The organism is Vibrio sp. JC009 (genome assembly GCF_029016485.1).
Lineage (GTDB): Bacteria > Pseudomonadota > Gammaproteobacteria > Enterobacterales > Vibrionaceae > Vibrio.
In genome coordinates this window covers 1,111,823-1,125,884 of the sequence record NZ_CP092107.1, presented here as the reverse complement: position 1 = coordinate 1,125,884, position 14,062 = coordinate 1,111,823, and the positions used below count along the sequence as shown (strand labels likewise).

At 45.3% G+C, this 14,062-nt stretch carries 19 protein-coding genes; all 19 read right to left on the bottom strand.

The window, feature by feature from the left end; translation table 11 throughout:
• Positions 1-6: 6 nt before the first annotated feature.
• The 19 genes from L3Q72_RS19940 to L3Q72_RS19850 all read right to left on the bottom strand — a co-directional run bounded on the left by L3Q72_RS19940 (position 7) and on the right by L3Q72_RS19850 (position 14,062).
• Complete coding sequence (locus L3Q72_RS19940; RefSeq protein WP_275132304.1) at positions 7-462, bottom strand: hypothetical protein; 456 nt, start codon at positions 460-462, stop codon at positions 7-9.
• Positions 443-760, bottom strand: a complete 318-nt coding sequence (locus L3Q72_RS19935; protein ID WP_275132303.1) for an STAS-like domain-containing protein — start codon at positions 758-760, stop codon at positions 443-445. Before L3Q72_RS19935 ends, L3Q72_RS19940 begins: the two co-directional genes overlap by 20 nt.
• A complete protein-coding gene (locus tag L3Q72_RS19930) occupies positions 757-1,860 on the bottom strand; it encodes a hypothetical protein (RefSeq protein ID WP_275132302.1) in 1,104 nt (367 codons plus the stop codon). The genes L3Q72_RS19935 and L3Q72_RS19930 overlap by 4 nt, the downstream gene beginning before the upstream one ends.
• A 178-nt stretch (positions 1,861-2,038) precedes the next feature.
• On the bottom strand, positions 2,039-2,269 hold the full coding sequence (locus tag L3Q72_RS19925) for a hypothetical protein (RefSeq protein ID WP_275132301.1): 231 nt from the start codon (positions 2,267-2,269) through the stop codon (positions 2,039-2,041).
• A 4-nt stretch (positions 2,270-2,273) separates the two neighbouring features.
• The gene (locus L3Q72_RS19920; RefSeq protein WP_275132300.1) at positions 2,274-2,702 is read right to left on the bottom strand and encodes a DUF5675 family protein; all 429 of its coding nucleotides are present in this window, start codon (positions 2,700-2,702) and stop codon (positions 2,274-2,276) included.
• 21 nt (positions 2,703-2,723) lie between these two features.
• Positions 2,724-2,957, bottom strand: coding sequence for a hypothetical protein (locus L3Q72_RS19915; protein WP_275132299.1), 234 nt, complete (start codon positions 2,955-2,957; stop codon positions 2,724-2,726).
• Between the two features lie 122 nt (positions 2,958-3,079).
• Positions 3,080-3,961 carry a hypothetical protein gene (locus L3Q72_RS19910; protein ID WP_275132298.1) on the bottom strand — a complete coding sequence of 294 codons (882 nt, stop codon included), beginning with the start codon at positions 3,959-3,961 and terminating at the stop codon, positions 3,080-3,082.
• On the bottom strand, positions 3,962-5,068 hold the full coding sequence (locus tag L3Q72_RS19905) for a tail fiber protein (RefSeq protein WP_275132297.1): 1,107 nt from the start codon (positions 5,066-5,068) through the stop codon (positions 3,962-3,964). It lies immediately after the preceding gene.
• Complete coding sequence (locus L3Q72_RS19900; RefSeq protein ID WP_275132296.1) at positions 5,065-5,544, bottom strand: hypothetical protein; 480 nt, start codon at positions 5,542-5,544, stop codon at positions 5,065-5,067. The genes L3Q72_RS19905 and L3Q72_RS19900 overlap by 4 nt, the downstream gene beginning before the upstream one ends.
• Positions 5,526-6,572, bottom strand: a complete 1,047-nt coding sequence (locus L3Q72_RS19895) for a baseplate J/gp47 family protein (protein WP_275132295.1) — start codon at positions 6,570-6,572, stop codon at positions 5,526-5,528. Before L3Q72_RS19895 ends, L3Q72_RS19900 begins: the two co-directional genes overlap by 19 nt.
• Positions 6,569-6,955 (bottom strand): phage GP46 family protein, encoded by a 387-nt coding sequence (locus L3Q72_RS19890; RefSeq protein ID WP_275132294.1) that lies wholly within the window; start codon positions 6,953-6,955, stop codon positions 6,569-6,571. The genes L3Q72_RS19895 and L3Q72_RS19890 overlap by 4 nt, the downstream gene beginning before the upstream one ends.
• On the bottom strand, positions 6,952-7,149 hold the full coding sequence (locus L3Q72_RS19885; protein ID WP_275132293.1) for a hypothetical protein: 198 nt from the start codon (positions 7,147-7,149) through the stop codon (positions 6,952-6,954). The genes L3Q72_RS19890 and L3Q72_RS19885 overlap by 4 nt, the downstream gene beginning before the upstream one ends.
• Positions 7,149-7,673: a phage baseplate assembly protein gene (locus tag L3Q72_RS19880; RefSeq protein WP_275132292.1), complete on the bottom strand. Its 525-nt coding sequence runs from the start codon at positions 7,671-7,673 to the stop codon at positions 7,149-7,151. The genes L3Q72_RS19885 and L3Q72_RS19880 overlap by 1 nt, the downstream gene beginning before the upstream one ends.
• Positions 7,666-8,604: a phage tail protein gene (locus L3Q72_RS19875; protein WP_275132291.1), complete on the bottom strand. Its 939-nt coding sequence runs from the start codon at positions 8,602-8,604 to the stop codon at positions 7,666-7,668. Before L3Q72_RS19875 ends, L3Q72_RS19880 begins: the two co-directional genes overlap by 8 nt.
• A complete protein-coding gene (locus L3Q72_RS19870) occupies positions 8,604-9,791 on the bottom strand; it encodes a DNA circularization N-terminal domain-containing protein (RefSeq protein ID WP_275132290.1) in 1,188 nt (395 codons plus the stop codon). The genes L3Q72_RS19875 and L3Q72_RS19870 overlap by 1 nt, the downstream gene beginning before the upstream one ends.
• 278 nt (positions 9,792-10,069) lie before the next feature.
• Positions 10,070-10,684, bottom strand: a complete 615-nt coding sequence (locus L3Q72_RS19865; RefSeq protein ID WP_275132289.1) for a hypothetical protein — start codon at positions 10,682-10,684, stop codon at positions 10,070-10,072.
• Positions 10,685-10,804: 120 nt separating this feature from the next.
• Positions 10,805-11,050 (bottom strand): ogr/Delta-like zinc finger family protein, encoded by a 246-nt coding sequence (locus tag L3Q72_RS19860; protein WP_275132288.1) that lies wholly within the window; start codon positions 11,048-11,050, stop codon positions 10,805-10,807.
• A 13-nt stretch (positions 11,051-11,063) separates the two neighbouring features.
• Entirely contained in the window at positions 11,064-13,739 is a 2,676-nt protein-coding gene (locus L3Q72_RS19855) for a replication endonuclease (RefSeq protein WP_275132287.1), read from the bottom strand.
• Complete coding sequence (locus tag L3Q72_RS19850) at positions 13,739-14,062, bottom strand: hypothetical protein (RefSeq protein WP_275132286.1); 324 nt, start codon at positions 14,060-14,062, stop codon at positions 13,739-13,741. The genes L3Q72_RS19855 and L3Q72_RS19850 overlap by 1 nt, the downstream gene beginning before the upstream one ends.

Genomic DNA, 14,062 nt, shown 5'->3' with positions numbered 1-14,062 from the left:
TCTGATTTACATAGATTTCTTGTAATGGTCTACTAAAGCCATTTCAACTCTTAGGATCTTTGAAAGAGCAGTATGCTTTTGATCAGAGTGAAATAATTCGTCGGTAGAGATTTTCTTTAACTCACGTAAAACATCAACTGGTCTTTGTATTTTTTTATCTAGTTGCTCTATTCGAATGCAAATGCTTCTAACACGATTGAAATAGGCAACCATAGTTTGATAATCGGAATTAAGGAACTGTTTAGATTCTAACGTGCCTGCAAACTTCCGAAGGTTCTCTACGGCATCGTCAAGTTGATCGATGGACTTATTTATTTCTACTTTTCGGTTGGTTCTTAGTCCAAGGTAGTACACGATTGGCCAACCAAAGACTGTGATAGCTAAGCTAAACCATCCTGCATAATCTTGAGACTGAGAGCACTGACCTACCTCTATCACACAATTAGCGAGCTGAGATGGCATCTTCTACATACTCCCTAATTTCTTCAATCAGATCTTTGTCATCTTCGCTAACAAGATTATTTACTATTGCTATCATGACTTCCGGATCAACACCTTTCCTGATGCATCCTCCGAAAATTTCCTCTAGAAAAGAAGAGCCATAACCAAAAACTCCATCTAGGTTAACGATTAGCTCTTTGCCATTTTGTTCAATAGCAGGAATGAGTATCTCTTCTCGAAACTCTTCTCCGCTAAAAGGGCCTAGGTTTTTATATCTAGCCCCTGGGAACTTAGTAAACTCTTTTACATATAGTGTCATTTTTCTTCCGAGTCCAAATATGGAATTGTCCATTGGATTATAGTTCCACCAACAGACATCTTATTATCAAGAGCTATTGCTGGTTTATTTGCGCCTGAGTACTTATAAAAACCATGATTAGAAAAAATGAGCATAGAACTATCTTCTGTCTGATCAACAAAGGTTTTTATGTCAGTACCACCTTTCCCTCGATAATCTTCCTTGGTTCTGGTTTCTTTTACGATGGTTGAAGCACGAATTAGTTCACAATCGTTGGTTGGTCTTGATGAAAAATTCAGTTTTTTCCATAACCTAGTCAACATGCTTTCCGACTGAGTAACTTCTAACGTATTTGGAATGCCGTGACCCTGATCACAAATAAGCACAGTTATCTTATCATTTAATACGCCAACAAAGAACCACCAACGTTTTAAATTAAAAGGAGCAGAAGGGGTTATCTTGTCGGTATATGCATGTTCGGTCGCATTTGCTACTGCTTCGAAGCAGCTGCGATATAGCTTGTTGGTTTGTACTCCATATGACGCTAACTTCTGAATGAGAGTCGCTGCTATCTCACCACTAGCATCATCACCATAAGCGTATTGCCAGCAGGTTACAGTTTTGGCGTCGCATCTTCGTTTAATATCCCCGTGCCCGATCAGCTTGTAGAAGCCTAGATGAGCTAATACGCTATCGACTAAGTTTTCTGTTTGGGTTCCAGGGTCTGTTCTTTGGTTTGGTGGCCTTGTAACCTTAAAAGAAAGGCCAGGATGTTTTGCAATGATATTGTCTACAGTGGCAACTAATAGTAGACCGGCAGCCGCAGTAATATGGGTCGTATTACGGAAGCAAATTCTTAGACTCTTTGAGTAATTTGATTGGCTAGCTGCATCAGCTTTTGCTTCTAAATCATGCTTAAATTCAATGAACTCGGTATGAAGCTTAGACTTGTACAAGTCAATTTTTGCCGGAGCAATAGCTGAAAATTCATTATTACTTGCTTTGATAGAATGAGCTTTCTTACTTTGCGATTTTTTGTATCTGCGTCTCAGCTTTTTGAAGAAACGTATCCTAGATAGTTTAGACCAGTATCTCTGCTTTTTTTTTGTTAAATGCTTCATTTTTATTCATTTCTTGACACGTCCTTTTATAGTAAAGCTGTGAATTAAGTTATGTCTACAAAAGTAAGGTAGGGGCTGTTAGTAAAAGCAGAAAGGATGACAAACGTCACAATTAACTAACTTATTGTGAGCAAAAGCATTGGTAATAGCAGGCTTCTAATGAAACCTGCCAAAAAAATCACTTTAATTGTTCAATTTCTTTCAGTCGTTTCCCTCTTAACGATAGAATAATGTCGTCAACAGTATCCTGCACTACTTCATTGGTACCGAGTTCTTTCAATTTCTCTAGCCCCCAGATTACCAGCCGGGTAGCGAAGCGCTCCAGTATGACTTTCCAGGTGATCTGCAGGAACAGACCTTTGGCAACTTCCCAGAGGGTTTTTCCGAAAATTCCGGTTAAAAAGCTCATAGTATTAGTCCTTCATAATGGTTAGACGGACTGGTTCACCATCCAGCTCACGCATCAGCATGCGGAAGGCGTCACCAGAATTAATTACAGCCCACTCACCACCGACAAAACCAAAGTCCAGACCAGGAGCATTGCAGCCCACTAACTGGGACGGTTTGTTTGCGATATGAGTCAGGCAGGCTGTGCGAATGCTTTTAGGCTCTTCATATACGGTTACACCCAGAGTCGGAGCACTCAGAACGTAGCAGTCACCGTACTTAGGGCTTTGATGCGGTAACCAGTCGTAATCCCCTTCAGGCACACAGGATTCGAATGGTTTGTTATTTTTCCAGGCAGGCTCAACCATGCAGCATACTTTGCTGCCGTCCTGGCGGTACAGATAGGAATAGGTGCCGTGTTCGAAATAGCGGCGTTTCATAACATAGTGCTTCACAGTTATCTCCTGTTTAGGTGCTTACATCACCTTATATGCGGCGGCTAATCCCGCCAGAATGATTGCGAAGATGGTTCTGACCAGCCACGTTTTATCCGCTTCCAGTCGGTCAATTCGCTTGGAGTGCGATTTTTGCGCCTCGCGGGTTTCTGCTTGTATTTTCACCATCTCTTTCAGGGTGGTGTTTTGTTCACGAGTCAGTTCCACCAAGTTGCTCATGGTGGCATCTATTCGTGCTATATCCTGGGCTGACATAACGCTCTCAATTGGTGGATTTGTTTTAGTTTATCGTTCTGATTTATGGGCGGATATTGGTGGGGGTTCTAAATGGAAGATGTAGAAAACCCAGCGCAGGGCTGGGTTTGTTTAGTGCCGGTTTAGTTAGCAGGAGGTTCAGGCCATGGGTTTTCGGCTTGGATTCGCTTTCGTTCTGCCAGAGCCTGCTGCTCCAGTTCAGCAGCTTCGGTTGCATTGCCTTGCAGGTGTTTTATCTGAGACTCCGCAATTTTAGGATCTACATGTTGGCTATACAGGCTCTTTCGGGTTGAGTCTACCTGGGCGAATTCTGCCTCATACAACGTCTGAGCATTGGTTACCCACTCTCCGTTTACCCATTCATCTGAACTGGTTGCAGGCTCTGACAAAGTATACCCGTCCTTTACCGGACCTATATCCTGTACAACTTCTGAAAGCTGGCAGTTAGATTTACAGTAAACCGTCTTATCTCTGTAATCTTCAATTTGTTCCCACTCACCATCAACCAACCTGACAACATAGCCTTCATTTGCGGCAGGAGGTTTTTTATATGTACATTCTGCAGGCAAAGTAAAATAGAAATCAGAAACTGTGAATTCACTGGCTTCTTTATCCCAGTAGAGTTTGCCCAGTTCGATTGGGTAAACCTTCCAGCTACCTTCATTATACAGAACCGTTTCTTTGTTCTTGTCGAATTCCGGGGGAGCATCCAGCACACCCCATTCGGGAACCTCTCCGTCTGGCTGTCCAATAATGAACTTTTCACCAGTTTCACTCCAATACTCGGTCAGTGCATTGTTTATAATCTCTGTCCATGTGCCTGTGGTTATGTCGTATTTACCAATCATTTTTTCTGACGAAGGTTCATAAATGTTTTCGGTAAACTCATTGCCTAGTGCCGTCCCTTTCGCTACGTGTTCATTCTGATTACCGAGCCACCATCCATTTTCATTGAACCGGGAGACACAAAGCACTACGTCTTTATTTTGAAATGTCTGCTTCATTTAAGCCATCCTTACAATCCAGTTAAATTTACGGTGATTAATGGTGTTCTTAAGCGCACCATACAAAGCGATAGCAACGGTGTGAGCATGAGATCCTACAGATACAGAGTGAGCGTGATTACCTGCGCTGTTCATGCTCCCTCTCATGTTATTTACATACGACCAGCCACCACTAGAAGACACCGTATAGAATTTATTAGCGCCGTAATGGGTGTAACCATCCGAACCAGTTGAGGATAATGTGTGGGAATGGTTGCCAGTGGTATTGGTGTTTTTGGCTCCTAAGTCTGTCGAGCTTATAGTTGAGCCTGGGTGACCATGCTCTTGAACCTGGCCTTCTTCGTATGCAAGGATGAGTTCATGATCTTCTTTACCGACTATAGCGAGCCCTCGCATATCCTCAATAATGCCAGTTGGATACACTTTTACTAGTTCGGTATATACCTCAGTATCGAATGCTTGGCCTTTCATAATGGCAAACCCTTCAGGAGCAATATCTGTAGGCCATGGTATCGGTGCACCGACAGGAAATATCCTTGCAGCCAGTTTCAGCCAAAGATTGCTTACCAACTTATCTATCACATGCGGCACACCCAGCGCATAAACCAGCTTTTTAACAGTCAGGAACGACTCATCATCAGTGCCCGCGTTTACCTGCTCATTTGTTGCTATCTTCGCTATCCCGGCAACTTGCTCAGTGGCATAAGGCGTACCCAGTAACTCTACGGTTATGTTCTCGATAGAAGATGCTTCAAGGTTTAACTCACAAGCTTCTGTTACTACCGTGTCTTTCCGCTTGAAGGTAATAACGTCACCGCCGCGGCTGTCTACTGCGAACAGGGTGCCATCTTCCAGCCAGTAGCCGAGTTCTTTGCCTTCAAACTCTTCAGCTCCATCCCAGACCGTTTCAAAATGCAGTTGACCCAGGCCAACAAGTTCGCCTCTGGTAATGGGTTTTCTCTGAACCTCGTTAATGAGGGCGGTTTGGTCAGCTGCTGGTATATAACCTTCGGTACCGATACTGACATGAGTAATTTTATAGCTAATGCCCAGATTGCCCGCCTGAATAGAGGCTGCAATGCCCGCATTAGTGATCAATAAGCTCATTGTGTTACCTCGTATTTATGCAGGTTCCGGATATGCCTGTAGTTCGCTATTTGATGGTGGTAATCCACCTTTGAGTTATAAATCCATGTGATTTCAGTATGAGGCAGGCGCCGTTTTTCAAATTCAATCCATGCCTGCTTACTGTTGTTTCTGGCTGACTCAGTGAGTGATACATAAATCAGGTTCGGGGTTTCAGGGCTATCAAAGACCTGACCGCTATTGTCACCGGCAACCCGGAATAGCAGCGCCTGGTAATCACTAAGCTTCCAGCCAAAAAGCTTGTCGTCAAAATCGGTAAGCAATGAAAGCTCAATTTCGTCATGAGTCGTTTTGAAATCAATTGCCATACCATCTATCAGGTTGGTGAGTTCCTGGTTCTCCGCTTCCTGCCAGTACTCACCTTCAGGAAGCAGGGCTCTGATTGCGTCTGCGAAATCAGCTTCCGTGTAATCAATAATTAAGTCGGCGGTGTCCATGTTACGGCTCCTAATACGTGGATCTGGTTGCTTTCAATAGACACTTCTTCAGTTGGTGACCGGACAATAAAGTTGTTGGTGACAGTTGAGATTGCCAGAACTATTTCCGTGGGGGTGATGGATTCCGGTTTTTCAGTTACTTCATCAATCTTGCCCATTTTATTTTTCACCATCTCTTCCAGGGCCTTGACCACATCATCACGAATTATCTGGTCTTCAATCCCCTGAATCTCGATATCCAACAGAGCATGAACAGGTAAGAGTGCTCTGGGGTGACAGCCTGCCAGACGGTTTTTTTCAAAGTTCTCCTGAACAAGGTTGACCACTTCATTGCTCAGGGTCGGGTCGTTTTCACGGGCACCAATGTAGACCTCTACCATGCCGCGTTCCGGGGTGTTATCCAGTGCCCAGGCGTAATCCACATCAGCATGAGCGGAGACTGCCCAGATTTCATAATCTTCAGCTTTACCAATCAGGTCGTTTTTCTCAAACGCTGCTACGACGCGGGCTCGCCAGTGTTCCAGCTCTTCAATATCAGCGCCGCCATCGATACCAAGACACTGGATATTGGTTGGATCGACGCCGCTCAACCCTTCAGTCAGTGTTAACGTACTTCCTGCTGGCAGGTTACTGTTTACACCCGAAGCCAGTGCAATAACTTCAACGGGTGAATCACTGTATTGCTCTTTTACTGTTTCGTATTCATTGCCGGTGACATGGGTAAGCCGTGTCCCCTTAGGAATAACTACTGCACCGCCCAGCTGGACAAACTGAACATAACCGCGGGCGAAGGTTGGCAGAAGGCGCGGTGTGTCGTGTCTGTTTGCATGCAGGTACAGCCAGGGCTCAGAACAGGTTTCAGGGTGCAGCTCTCTGAATAGCTGATCCTGATAGCCGTATTGTCCGTAACTGATACCCGCTATTGCGCTGGCAATGGCATCAATGGCCGGATTGTTCTGGCCTGTTTTGTCGATGAGCGTGGATTTTGCTCTGTCTAACAGCTCCTGCAGGCTGCGTTGTGTGCTCATAGCGGTACCTCAAATTTCGAGCCATCTACTAAGGTGATGGTGACATTACGTCCCATCTGGTTTGGCTTTTCTTCCCATACGGAAACTTCTATTGCTTTGGCGTGGCCCTCGCTAATTAACCAGGCTAAGGCTTCCTCATAAAAACGTTTTGCCAGACTAAGTGTTTGGGGAGTGACTTTTTCACGCTTAAGTGTCCAGTCACGGGAGCCGACTATGGTTAAAAGTTCATTACTCCAGCTGCCGCCGCGTTCGTCTTCTTTCATCCGGGAGCGGTCATTCTGGGTTGACTCACTATGGTTATAAATGCTCTGAAGAATGGCATGGGTCATTCCTTCCTTTGTTACAACAGGCGCGGTAAGGGCACTAAGGTTGAAGTTACTCATGTGATGTTATAACTCCCGGCACTGCTGCCTTTATTGACAATGACCTGGCCGTTCTGGGTAATTTCATCAACTACCGCTTTGGCGATGGCTTCGGCCATATCGGCGGTTTTGGCGAACTGGCCTGTGGTAACAAAGCCTTTGCTTTCCATTTCGGTGATGATCTTCTGCTTAAGTGAGCTGTTGCTGAGTGCCATTAGTTTTTCCCCGCGGTTACTACTGCAGAACCATCTGCGTGAGGCGTTCCGGTGAACGGGCAGACGCTTTCGCAGGTGATGACGCCAGCACCATTATTAAGTTTGATGTTGCTGCCGTTCTGCAGGATGTTGGCTGATGTATTTACCGTGATATCCTGCTTTGCGGTTACTTCAATCTTTGCCATAGAGTTAACCTTGATACCGTTTTCAGTGAAGTGGACCAGATTGCCTTTATCATCCAGAACGGCGACTTCGCCTGGCTCCAGATCTATCTGATGGCGTTCATCTTCCACGTTGACGGTAAAACCCCGGGCGGTCACGCCACCAATAAACAGGTTGTAGGTTCTGGCCCCAACCAGAGGGCGGCTCATAAATCCGTAGTTGTGAACCCGTTTGATTCGGTCATTGGTACGTCCGGTGGCCGTCTTTATCTGCAATACTCCGGTTGTGGCTCCGGTAACTGTTCCGGTACCAACGAGATTTTTTATACGGGCCATTAGCCTTTGAAGTAGTTCTTTAGGCATAGCTTTGCTCCTTAAATGGCCGTGATAGTTCGACTGATGTAATGGCGGAGCTTTCGGACACCGATAGTCCTAAAGCTTTTATCACCAGCATTTCATTGAAGTTCTGCTCTTTGTCGATTACCCGGATAACGCGGTTCAGGCCGTCAATGGTGAGTACCTGAAAAATGCCGGCAATACTGGCTGATGCGGTAAGGCTTTCTGCTATCGCTAGGTTGTGCTCGTATTTGGCCCGGGATAAGCAGGCTTCGGCGCTTTGTAACTGGTCGCAGATGATCACCATGGTTCGCTGTTTACTGATATCTGGTGATTTTATGGCGGCGCTTGCATCGTCCCACGCACCCTGAACTTCAAGGTGGTGAAACTGTTTGTTAAAGGTTCTGGATATGTTCAGGCTTTCTATGTTGTTCCCGGTTTCCAGCCCGATTCCCTGAATGGTGGCGTGGGCTGTTTCCTCAATGGTCAGCACTCCGTTGCGCTCGATCAGCATAAAGCCCTGTTCGCGGATAAGCTGAGCCACGTTTTCTACTGGTGATTCAGCGTTTATCTGGAACTCGGGGATCACCTGCATGGCATCAACCAAGCTTCTTACATTTAAGCCAAAAGGTTTTGCCAGCTGGCGCAGGAGCTTTTCAAGGTTCTGGTTGTAAAGTGCGTCCATGGTGATGCGTGAATCAATCATGTTGGCACTTTTCGAACGGCCAGAGATTGAAATGTCGCTCGAACTGGACGCGGTTGAGGTATCGACCTGATCAACCTGGCCGATGAGAACCGGCTTATCTCCCAGTCTGAACTCAACGGGTAATGGCTGGGTGATGCTCATCGGGGGAATGGTGCAACTGAATGTGTGGGCCAGTTGTTCAACTGAATAGTTCAAATCGGCCTGATAGTAAGGAACCTGGGTACCATTAATTAACAGAGACAGCTTTTCCATCATGCGTCCCTCACATCAATATCACCACGCATAAACAGCGGGTGTTGCAGTGAGTTGAGTGCGGTCAGGACATTCTCTTTTGTGTACTCATCGTGGGCGATAACCAGAGCCGGTCTGAATTTTGGTAACTCTACTGAACGTTGTGGCATGCAGCCTGTTATTAATTTGTCGTGCTGGCTCTGTAGGTTGCCTTTCAGGTCAGTCAGCGAGTCAAACAGCTCCATGCTTTCCATGGTGGAAACCAGGGTTGTTTCGCTGATACAGGTATCTAGACCATCCATCAAAGCGGACAGGTCACTCTCCATGATAGTGGGCTGCTTAGTTGCTGTAGTGATATCAAAGCTATCAGACTGCTCAAGCTTGGTAAGATCTTTACTCATCTTCACAGCACCGGTGACCATCTGAACGTTGTAATGGTCGCTTGGTGCACCTTCTTTCATCTGGTTCAGCATTAATGCCTGGGCGTTCCGGGAGTTATCAACGGCTTCGCTTGGTGAATCCGGCTCTGCCTGCACTCCATCGGCAACGGAATCAACCGCGGTACCGAACAGATCAGCAAACTCATCCGGCTGATTACTCAGGCTGCTTATTGCTGAAGAGGCTTCATTGATTGAGTGGTTGATGTCGTTCAGCTCGTCATCGGCTAGGTTTAAACGGTTGGTGATATCGACCAGGACATTCAGGCTTTCTTTGTAGTCCTTCTGAGTCTGGTTCACTTCGGCTACGCTCATGCTTTCAACATCCTTGCTAAAGGATTTGGCAGAAACGTTTTCTACAACTCTGGCCTGCTGTTTAGAGCGAACGATTGTCGGAGCGGTGATAGTAGGAGATACACCGCTCCGGACAAACGTAAGACTTAGAGTAACCACACCGCGCTTAGTGCTGATACTTTGAGAGAAGCTTTCAAATGTAAGAGGTAACTCACCCAACCATGGATGCTCCAGCTCTCCTTCAGGCGTCTCTTCCAGATCACTGATAAAAGCATTGGCATCAGCCAGAGAAGCTGGCCCGACAAAGATAACCTCAAGGTTAATATTGCGAGCCTTGCTGCCCATCACTCTGATATGCGGCAGTTCACCATAAGGAATTTCACTAACGTGCAGACGCTTACCACCATCAATAGAGGTGCTGAGGATGTTGAGCCTATGCCCGTTCCACCGCCCATGCTCGTACTGTCGTTCCCACATCAGAATATCTCTCAAACACTAAGAAAAAGTCATACCAGACTGAATCAGAAATTTAATAGCGGGATACAGGCGCGCAGACCTCGCTCGGGCTCACCCCTCCCTCCACACTAAAATTCAGCACTGCAATTTTGCGCAATCTGAGGCGCAGTTAATTTCGGTAGGTTTATTTGAGCACAGCCCTTGTGGGAACTGAATCAAGGGCTGTTTTAGATTTGAGATATAGAGATCGTTGAAGATCGTTTTTGTGCGTTTTTATTGAAAAAGTGATCTTTCAATAGTTAAGCGTGTTGAACCTCGTGTTCTTTTTTATCTCTGAACAATTGCACCCATGCAGGGATAGCAGAAAATACAGCTACCAACAGCCCTAAAATGGACATCGTCAGACTTGTATTTTCGTCATTTGCACTTTGCAGTTGGGCCGTGTACTCTTTTCTCTCTTTTTCTAGTTCATTCGGCAGTTCAGTAATAAGTCCATCCAAGGCTTTTTCAAGCTCTTTTATTTCTTTTTCAAGTAATTTTAGCTCAGTTTGTTGATTACTAAGTTTCTTTAATAGTTCACTTGTACTTGGTGAACTATTATGAGCAGATTTTATGCCAAGTTGTTGGCTTGGTATTTTGATCTTAAATCGTTCAGCCCCAGAGGGATTGTATGTAGGCTGCTTCCTTAGTTTGGCTAAGGTCTGTTGCTCTACACTATATCTGTTTGTAGCATTTTCAATATCACGTTCAATTTTCTTAATTTCTTCGATTTTTTTTGTGCTATCACTGCTGCCAGCTGTAATTGTTTCCTTTTGAATAAACAAGCTTGAAAAGAAGCTGTGCTTATTCAGATGATAAAATGAGAAAGACAACGAAAGTACAAACACAAAAATGCTAATTACAGATTTTTTCATTGGAATACCTAGCCTCCATGCCTTTTGAATATGAGTTGTAGTATTTGGCATATAACATTATGGTGGACAAATCGTTTTATATTTGAGAAACCACAACTTATTCTCTTTTTCGTCATGAAGCTACGCAGTAACTTCATCAAAAATATCCATCTGATTCAAATCCCCCTTACAAAGCTCTGGCTGAAGCTTGGGATCAGGCTTAAGCCCAGTAGGCTCAATAATCTTATTTACTGTGGTCAGGGTGGTGAACACCAGACCGCAATTCAGGTTCAAACACTGGCAATAAGCCTCACGGGTTTCTTTACTCATCGCCCTGGATGTAGCAATCCGGGCTTTGCTTTCGCACTTAGGGCAGGTAATCAACATCTTTATCTACTCCTTAAAACAGACTTAGTTCTGGCTGTTGGTATTCATCTTCTTCAGGTTCTGGCTGGTCGAATAGCTCATCCCAACTCTCAAACTCCAACCAGCTCAGGTTATCTTCAGACTCTTTAACCTCGATAAGCTGCGCTGGCCTGATATTTCCGTGCTCGTCCAGCTCCGCAGGGCGGATTTGGATACTGGAACCATCTTCTAACTTCAAACTGCTGCCTTTTATAAAGGCATCTATTGCCGGGTCATCATAATCCGGTGGATTTTCTAACCATTTTTCATAAGGGATGGTTAACCTGGATACCTGACTGGTGACCTGTTCTCGGAGCTCCTCCGTACAGTTATTGACAGAACTCCGAGAGGAGCCAGAGGCTCCAATTTCGGTCGCTTCGCTCCCATTGGCTGGCGCGTTCACATCATCATTCTTATTGAACGTCACAACGCGCTTGGTGAATTTCCATGTGGATGGGTCATCGGTTGGTTTGTCGAATTCGTAGGTAACTTCTTTCTTGTGCTCAGGTTTAGCACCCGATCTAGGCAAGATAGTCCAAACCCTAGTGCGGGTTTTGTATTCTTCTCCGAATGCTTCAAAGCCCTGCAGTTTCTTAATGTCTTCACCGTGAGGGCTGGCATATTCGAGGGTTTCATACACATTCCTGATAAGCAGGTCTTTACGCTTAACGAATGGACCTCCTTGACCCATGATGTAGTCATGCCAATTGCCTGTATCAGCAGCCTGCATGGTTTTCACTACGTCACCGTTATTAGATTCGATACTTGGCTGATAAACCTGGCTTAGCAAAATAAACAGGTACTTTGAATCGTACTTTTTGCTTGAGTTGATGATTTCGACAGGAATAGGCGGGCCAATCAGGTCACGGCCAGTCTTAACTTCCAGCTCTTCATAAATGTTCAGCATCTGATCACGCTTCAGCATGGTCAGATAATTCAGGAATGATGCTTTATCCAGATTGGCATAGCGGCGTAGCTCCCGGTAAGTGGTAACCGGTGCACCACCGAAGAACTGAAACTGGCGAAGGTTCCAGCGGCTTTTCCATGCTGAAACATGTTTTGCCATATCTTTAACCGGCTTGCCTGTTTCGTCAGAAACCTCATCATCCATGGCATAGCCATCAATATTCTTGGAGATGTATTTCGCAATGTAGCCGGTAGCCGTACCCTTTTTAGGATCAATGAAACCCACATCACAACGTGGGCGGTAATCCATAGGGCCAACATACTGACACTTACGAAAAGGCTTCTTCTTTTCCTTTTCATACTCAGGGTGAAGCTCTGCTCTGTCTTCAGTTGTCGCATAAGAAATAAAGATATCTCGAACCTGGTCTACTTCTTCAGGTTTTACCCAGATCAGCAAATGCCAGTGCGGTGTACCGTCATGGTGTGGCTCCGCAACACGAACGCCAAACCAGCGCAAGTCCTCATTGCTTAGCTTTGTTCTGATAAGCTGCCATACATGGTTAAGATAACGCTGAGTATCAGCAGGACTGGCACCGTTCCAGTGAGGAATAAAACCGCCTCTTTTGTAGGTGTTGTGATATTTAGACGGTGCAGTCAGAGTCAGAAAAAGCCCCTGCAATCCCATTGCATTAGCGATATCTTCACAACCTCTGGTTCTGACCATAAGCTCATGACGGCGAATAGCCGGGTTAGCCTGACTCTTCAGAACCATGTCTTTAAGTTCAAACTCTTCGTCTGTTAATTCGTCCCAAAGCACCATATTCAGGATCGCTTCCCAGTTCTCTTTCTGCTGGGCTTTATGCTCACGAACGCAGTCCCAAGAACAGTATGGTGATGCTTTGGAAGAGACCTGGCCCATAGCGATAGCCAAGTGTTCTCTCATGATTTTGCGGACTTTTTTCAGCCTTCTTAGCCACCACTTTTCATCACGGATTTTCAGGATGTCGGTGGATGCACTTTCGGCATTTTGCTTTTTGTACTTACGGGGAGGGATAAGGCCGAATTGCATAACAAAATCAGCAAGCTCTTCGTAAACCTCCGGTATTACTTCTTCCAGTTCATCATCATTTTCACAGGCGTATTCTTCTGCCAGCAGATCCAGTTTTTTATTGGCAAGAACAGACAGCCTGAAAGCCATATCCTTCAGCTCATCAACTTCCAGCTCTGCCAGAACCTTAGCTTTAGCAGGCTTGGCGTTATCTTCCATTCTTTCAAAATCGAACTTCATCTGCTGGTTCGACTTAAAATCACTTTGCTCAGAGTCATCATCTTCTCTGAGCAAAGCCATTTTGTGGGTATTTGGAAGGCGCTTATACTTATCCATAACCATTCGAACACGCACCTCTGCAGGTTTCATTTTGTCACGCAGGAATGTGTTAGCCGCATGTCGGCCACTCTTGTTAAAAATAGAGATATAACGGTTAACGAAGTACCTTGTGAGGTAAGCAGGCAGGGGCTTAAACTTCTTTTGATACCAATCGAAATCCAGAGGGTTAGCTTCGAATAGCTTACGCTCTTGGATGGTCATTTCTTCTGGTTCAACTAGCTCGTTATAGCGGCGAGCAACAAAAGCGGAATCAGGCTCTACCTCAGCCTGAGGTAATTCCCCCTGAGCCCAAAGTAGTGCCAGTTTTTCCGCTTGTTCGAAATGAAGCTCTGAAGGTTCTATTTCGGTTGGTTGGTGTTGGTAGCCAGCCTTGATCACTAAGGGCGACCTTTAGCCTTAGAAGGCTTGCGTTCCTTCACCTGAAATGGGAAGTAGGCATCTTTGCGAGCCTGATAAGCCCCACCACCTGCACGAAACGTTATTTGAAAGAGCCTTTTCCCTTTGTTTCTGATAAAGCAAGCGACATCACCACCTTTGATGGTACAGCCCCATAAGTCTATCCCCAGAACTGAATGGATATTGTTAACCTGGCCTTCACTTAAATAGTGATGACCGCCTGTTTTTACTGCCTTCAGTACCTTCTCTAGATCTTCAATTGCAAGAAGCTCTTTTTTGTTTAGAGAGAATTTTGGTTTAGTCAT

Coding starts and splice junctions, on each gene's coding strand:
- L3Q72_RS19940 (WP_275132304.1), bottom strand. CDS start 462: ATGCCATCTCAGCTCGCTAATTGTGTGATAGAGGTAGGTCAGTGCTCT.
- L3Q72_RS19935 (WP_275132303.1), bottom strand. CDS start 760: ATGACACTATATGTAAAAGAGTTTACTAAGTTCCCAGGGGCTAGATAT.
- L3Q72_RS19930 (WP_275132302.1), bottom strand. CDS start 1,860: ATGAAGCATTTAACAAAAAAAAAGCAGAGATACTGGTCTAAACTATCT.
- L3Q72_RS19925 (WP_275132301.1), bottom strand. CDS start 2,269: ATGAGCTTTTTAACCGGAATTTTCGGAAAAACCCTCTGGGAAGTTGCC.
- L3Q72_RS19915 (WP_275132299.1), bottom strand. CDS start 2,957: ATGTCAGCCCAGGATATAGCACGAATAGATGCCACCATGAGCAACTTG.
- L3Q72_RS19910 (WP_275132298.1), bottom strand. CDS start 3,961: ATGAAGCAGACATTTCAAAATAAAGACGTAGTGCTTTGTGTCTCCCGG.
- L3Q72_RS19905 (WP_275132297.1), bottom strand. CDS start 5,068: ATGAGCTTATTGATCACTAATGCGGGCATTGCAGCCTCTATTCAGGCG.
- L3Q72_RS19900 (WP_275132296.1), bottom strand. CDS start 5,544: ATGGACACCGCCGACTTAATTATTGATTACACGGAAGCTGATTTCGCA.
- L3Q72_RS19895 (WP_275132295.1), bottom strand. CDS start 6,572: ATGAGCACACAACGCAGCCTGCAGGAGCTGTTAGACAGAGCAAAATCC.
- L3Q72_RS19890 (WP_275132294.1), bottom strand. CDS start 6,955: ATGAGTAACTTCAACCTTAGTGCCCTTACCGCGCCTGTTGTAACAAAG.
- L3Q72_RS19885 (WP_275132293.1), bottom strand. CDS start 7,149: ATGGCACTCAGCAACAGCTCACTTAAGCAGAAGATCATCACCGAAATG.
- L3Q72_RS19880 (WP_275132292.1), bottom strand. CDS start 7,673: ATGCCTAAAGAACTACTTCAAAGGCTAATGGCCCGTATAAAAAATCTC.
- L3Q72_RS19875 (WP_275132291.1), bottom strand. CDS start 8,604: ATGGAAAAGCTGTCTCTGTTAATTAATGGTACCCAGGTTCCTTACTAT.
- L3Q72_RS19870 (WP_275132290.1), bottom strand. CDS start 9,791: ATGTGGGAACGACAGTACGAGCATGGGCGGTGGAACGGGCATAGGCTC.
- L3Q72_RS19865 (WP_275132289.1), bottom strand. CDS start 10,684: ATGAAAAAATCTGTAATTAGCATTTTTGTGTTTGTACTTTCGTTGTCT.
- L3Q72_RS19860 (WP_275132288.1), bottom strand. CDS start 11,050: ATGTTGATTACCTGCCCTAAGTGCGAAAGCAAAGCCCGGATTGCTACA.
- L3Q72_RS19850 (WP_275132286.1), bottom strand. CDS start 14,062: ATGACTAAACCAAAATTCTCTCTAAACAAAAAAGAGCTTCTTGCAATT.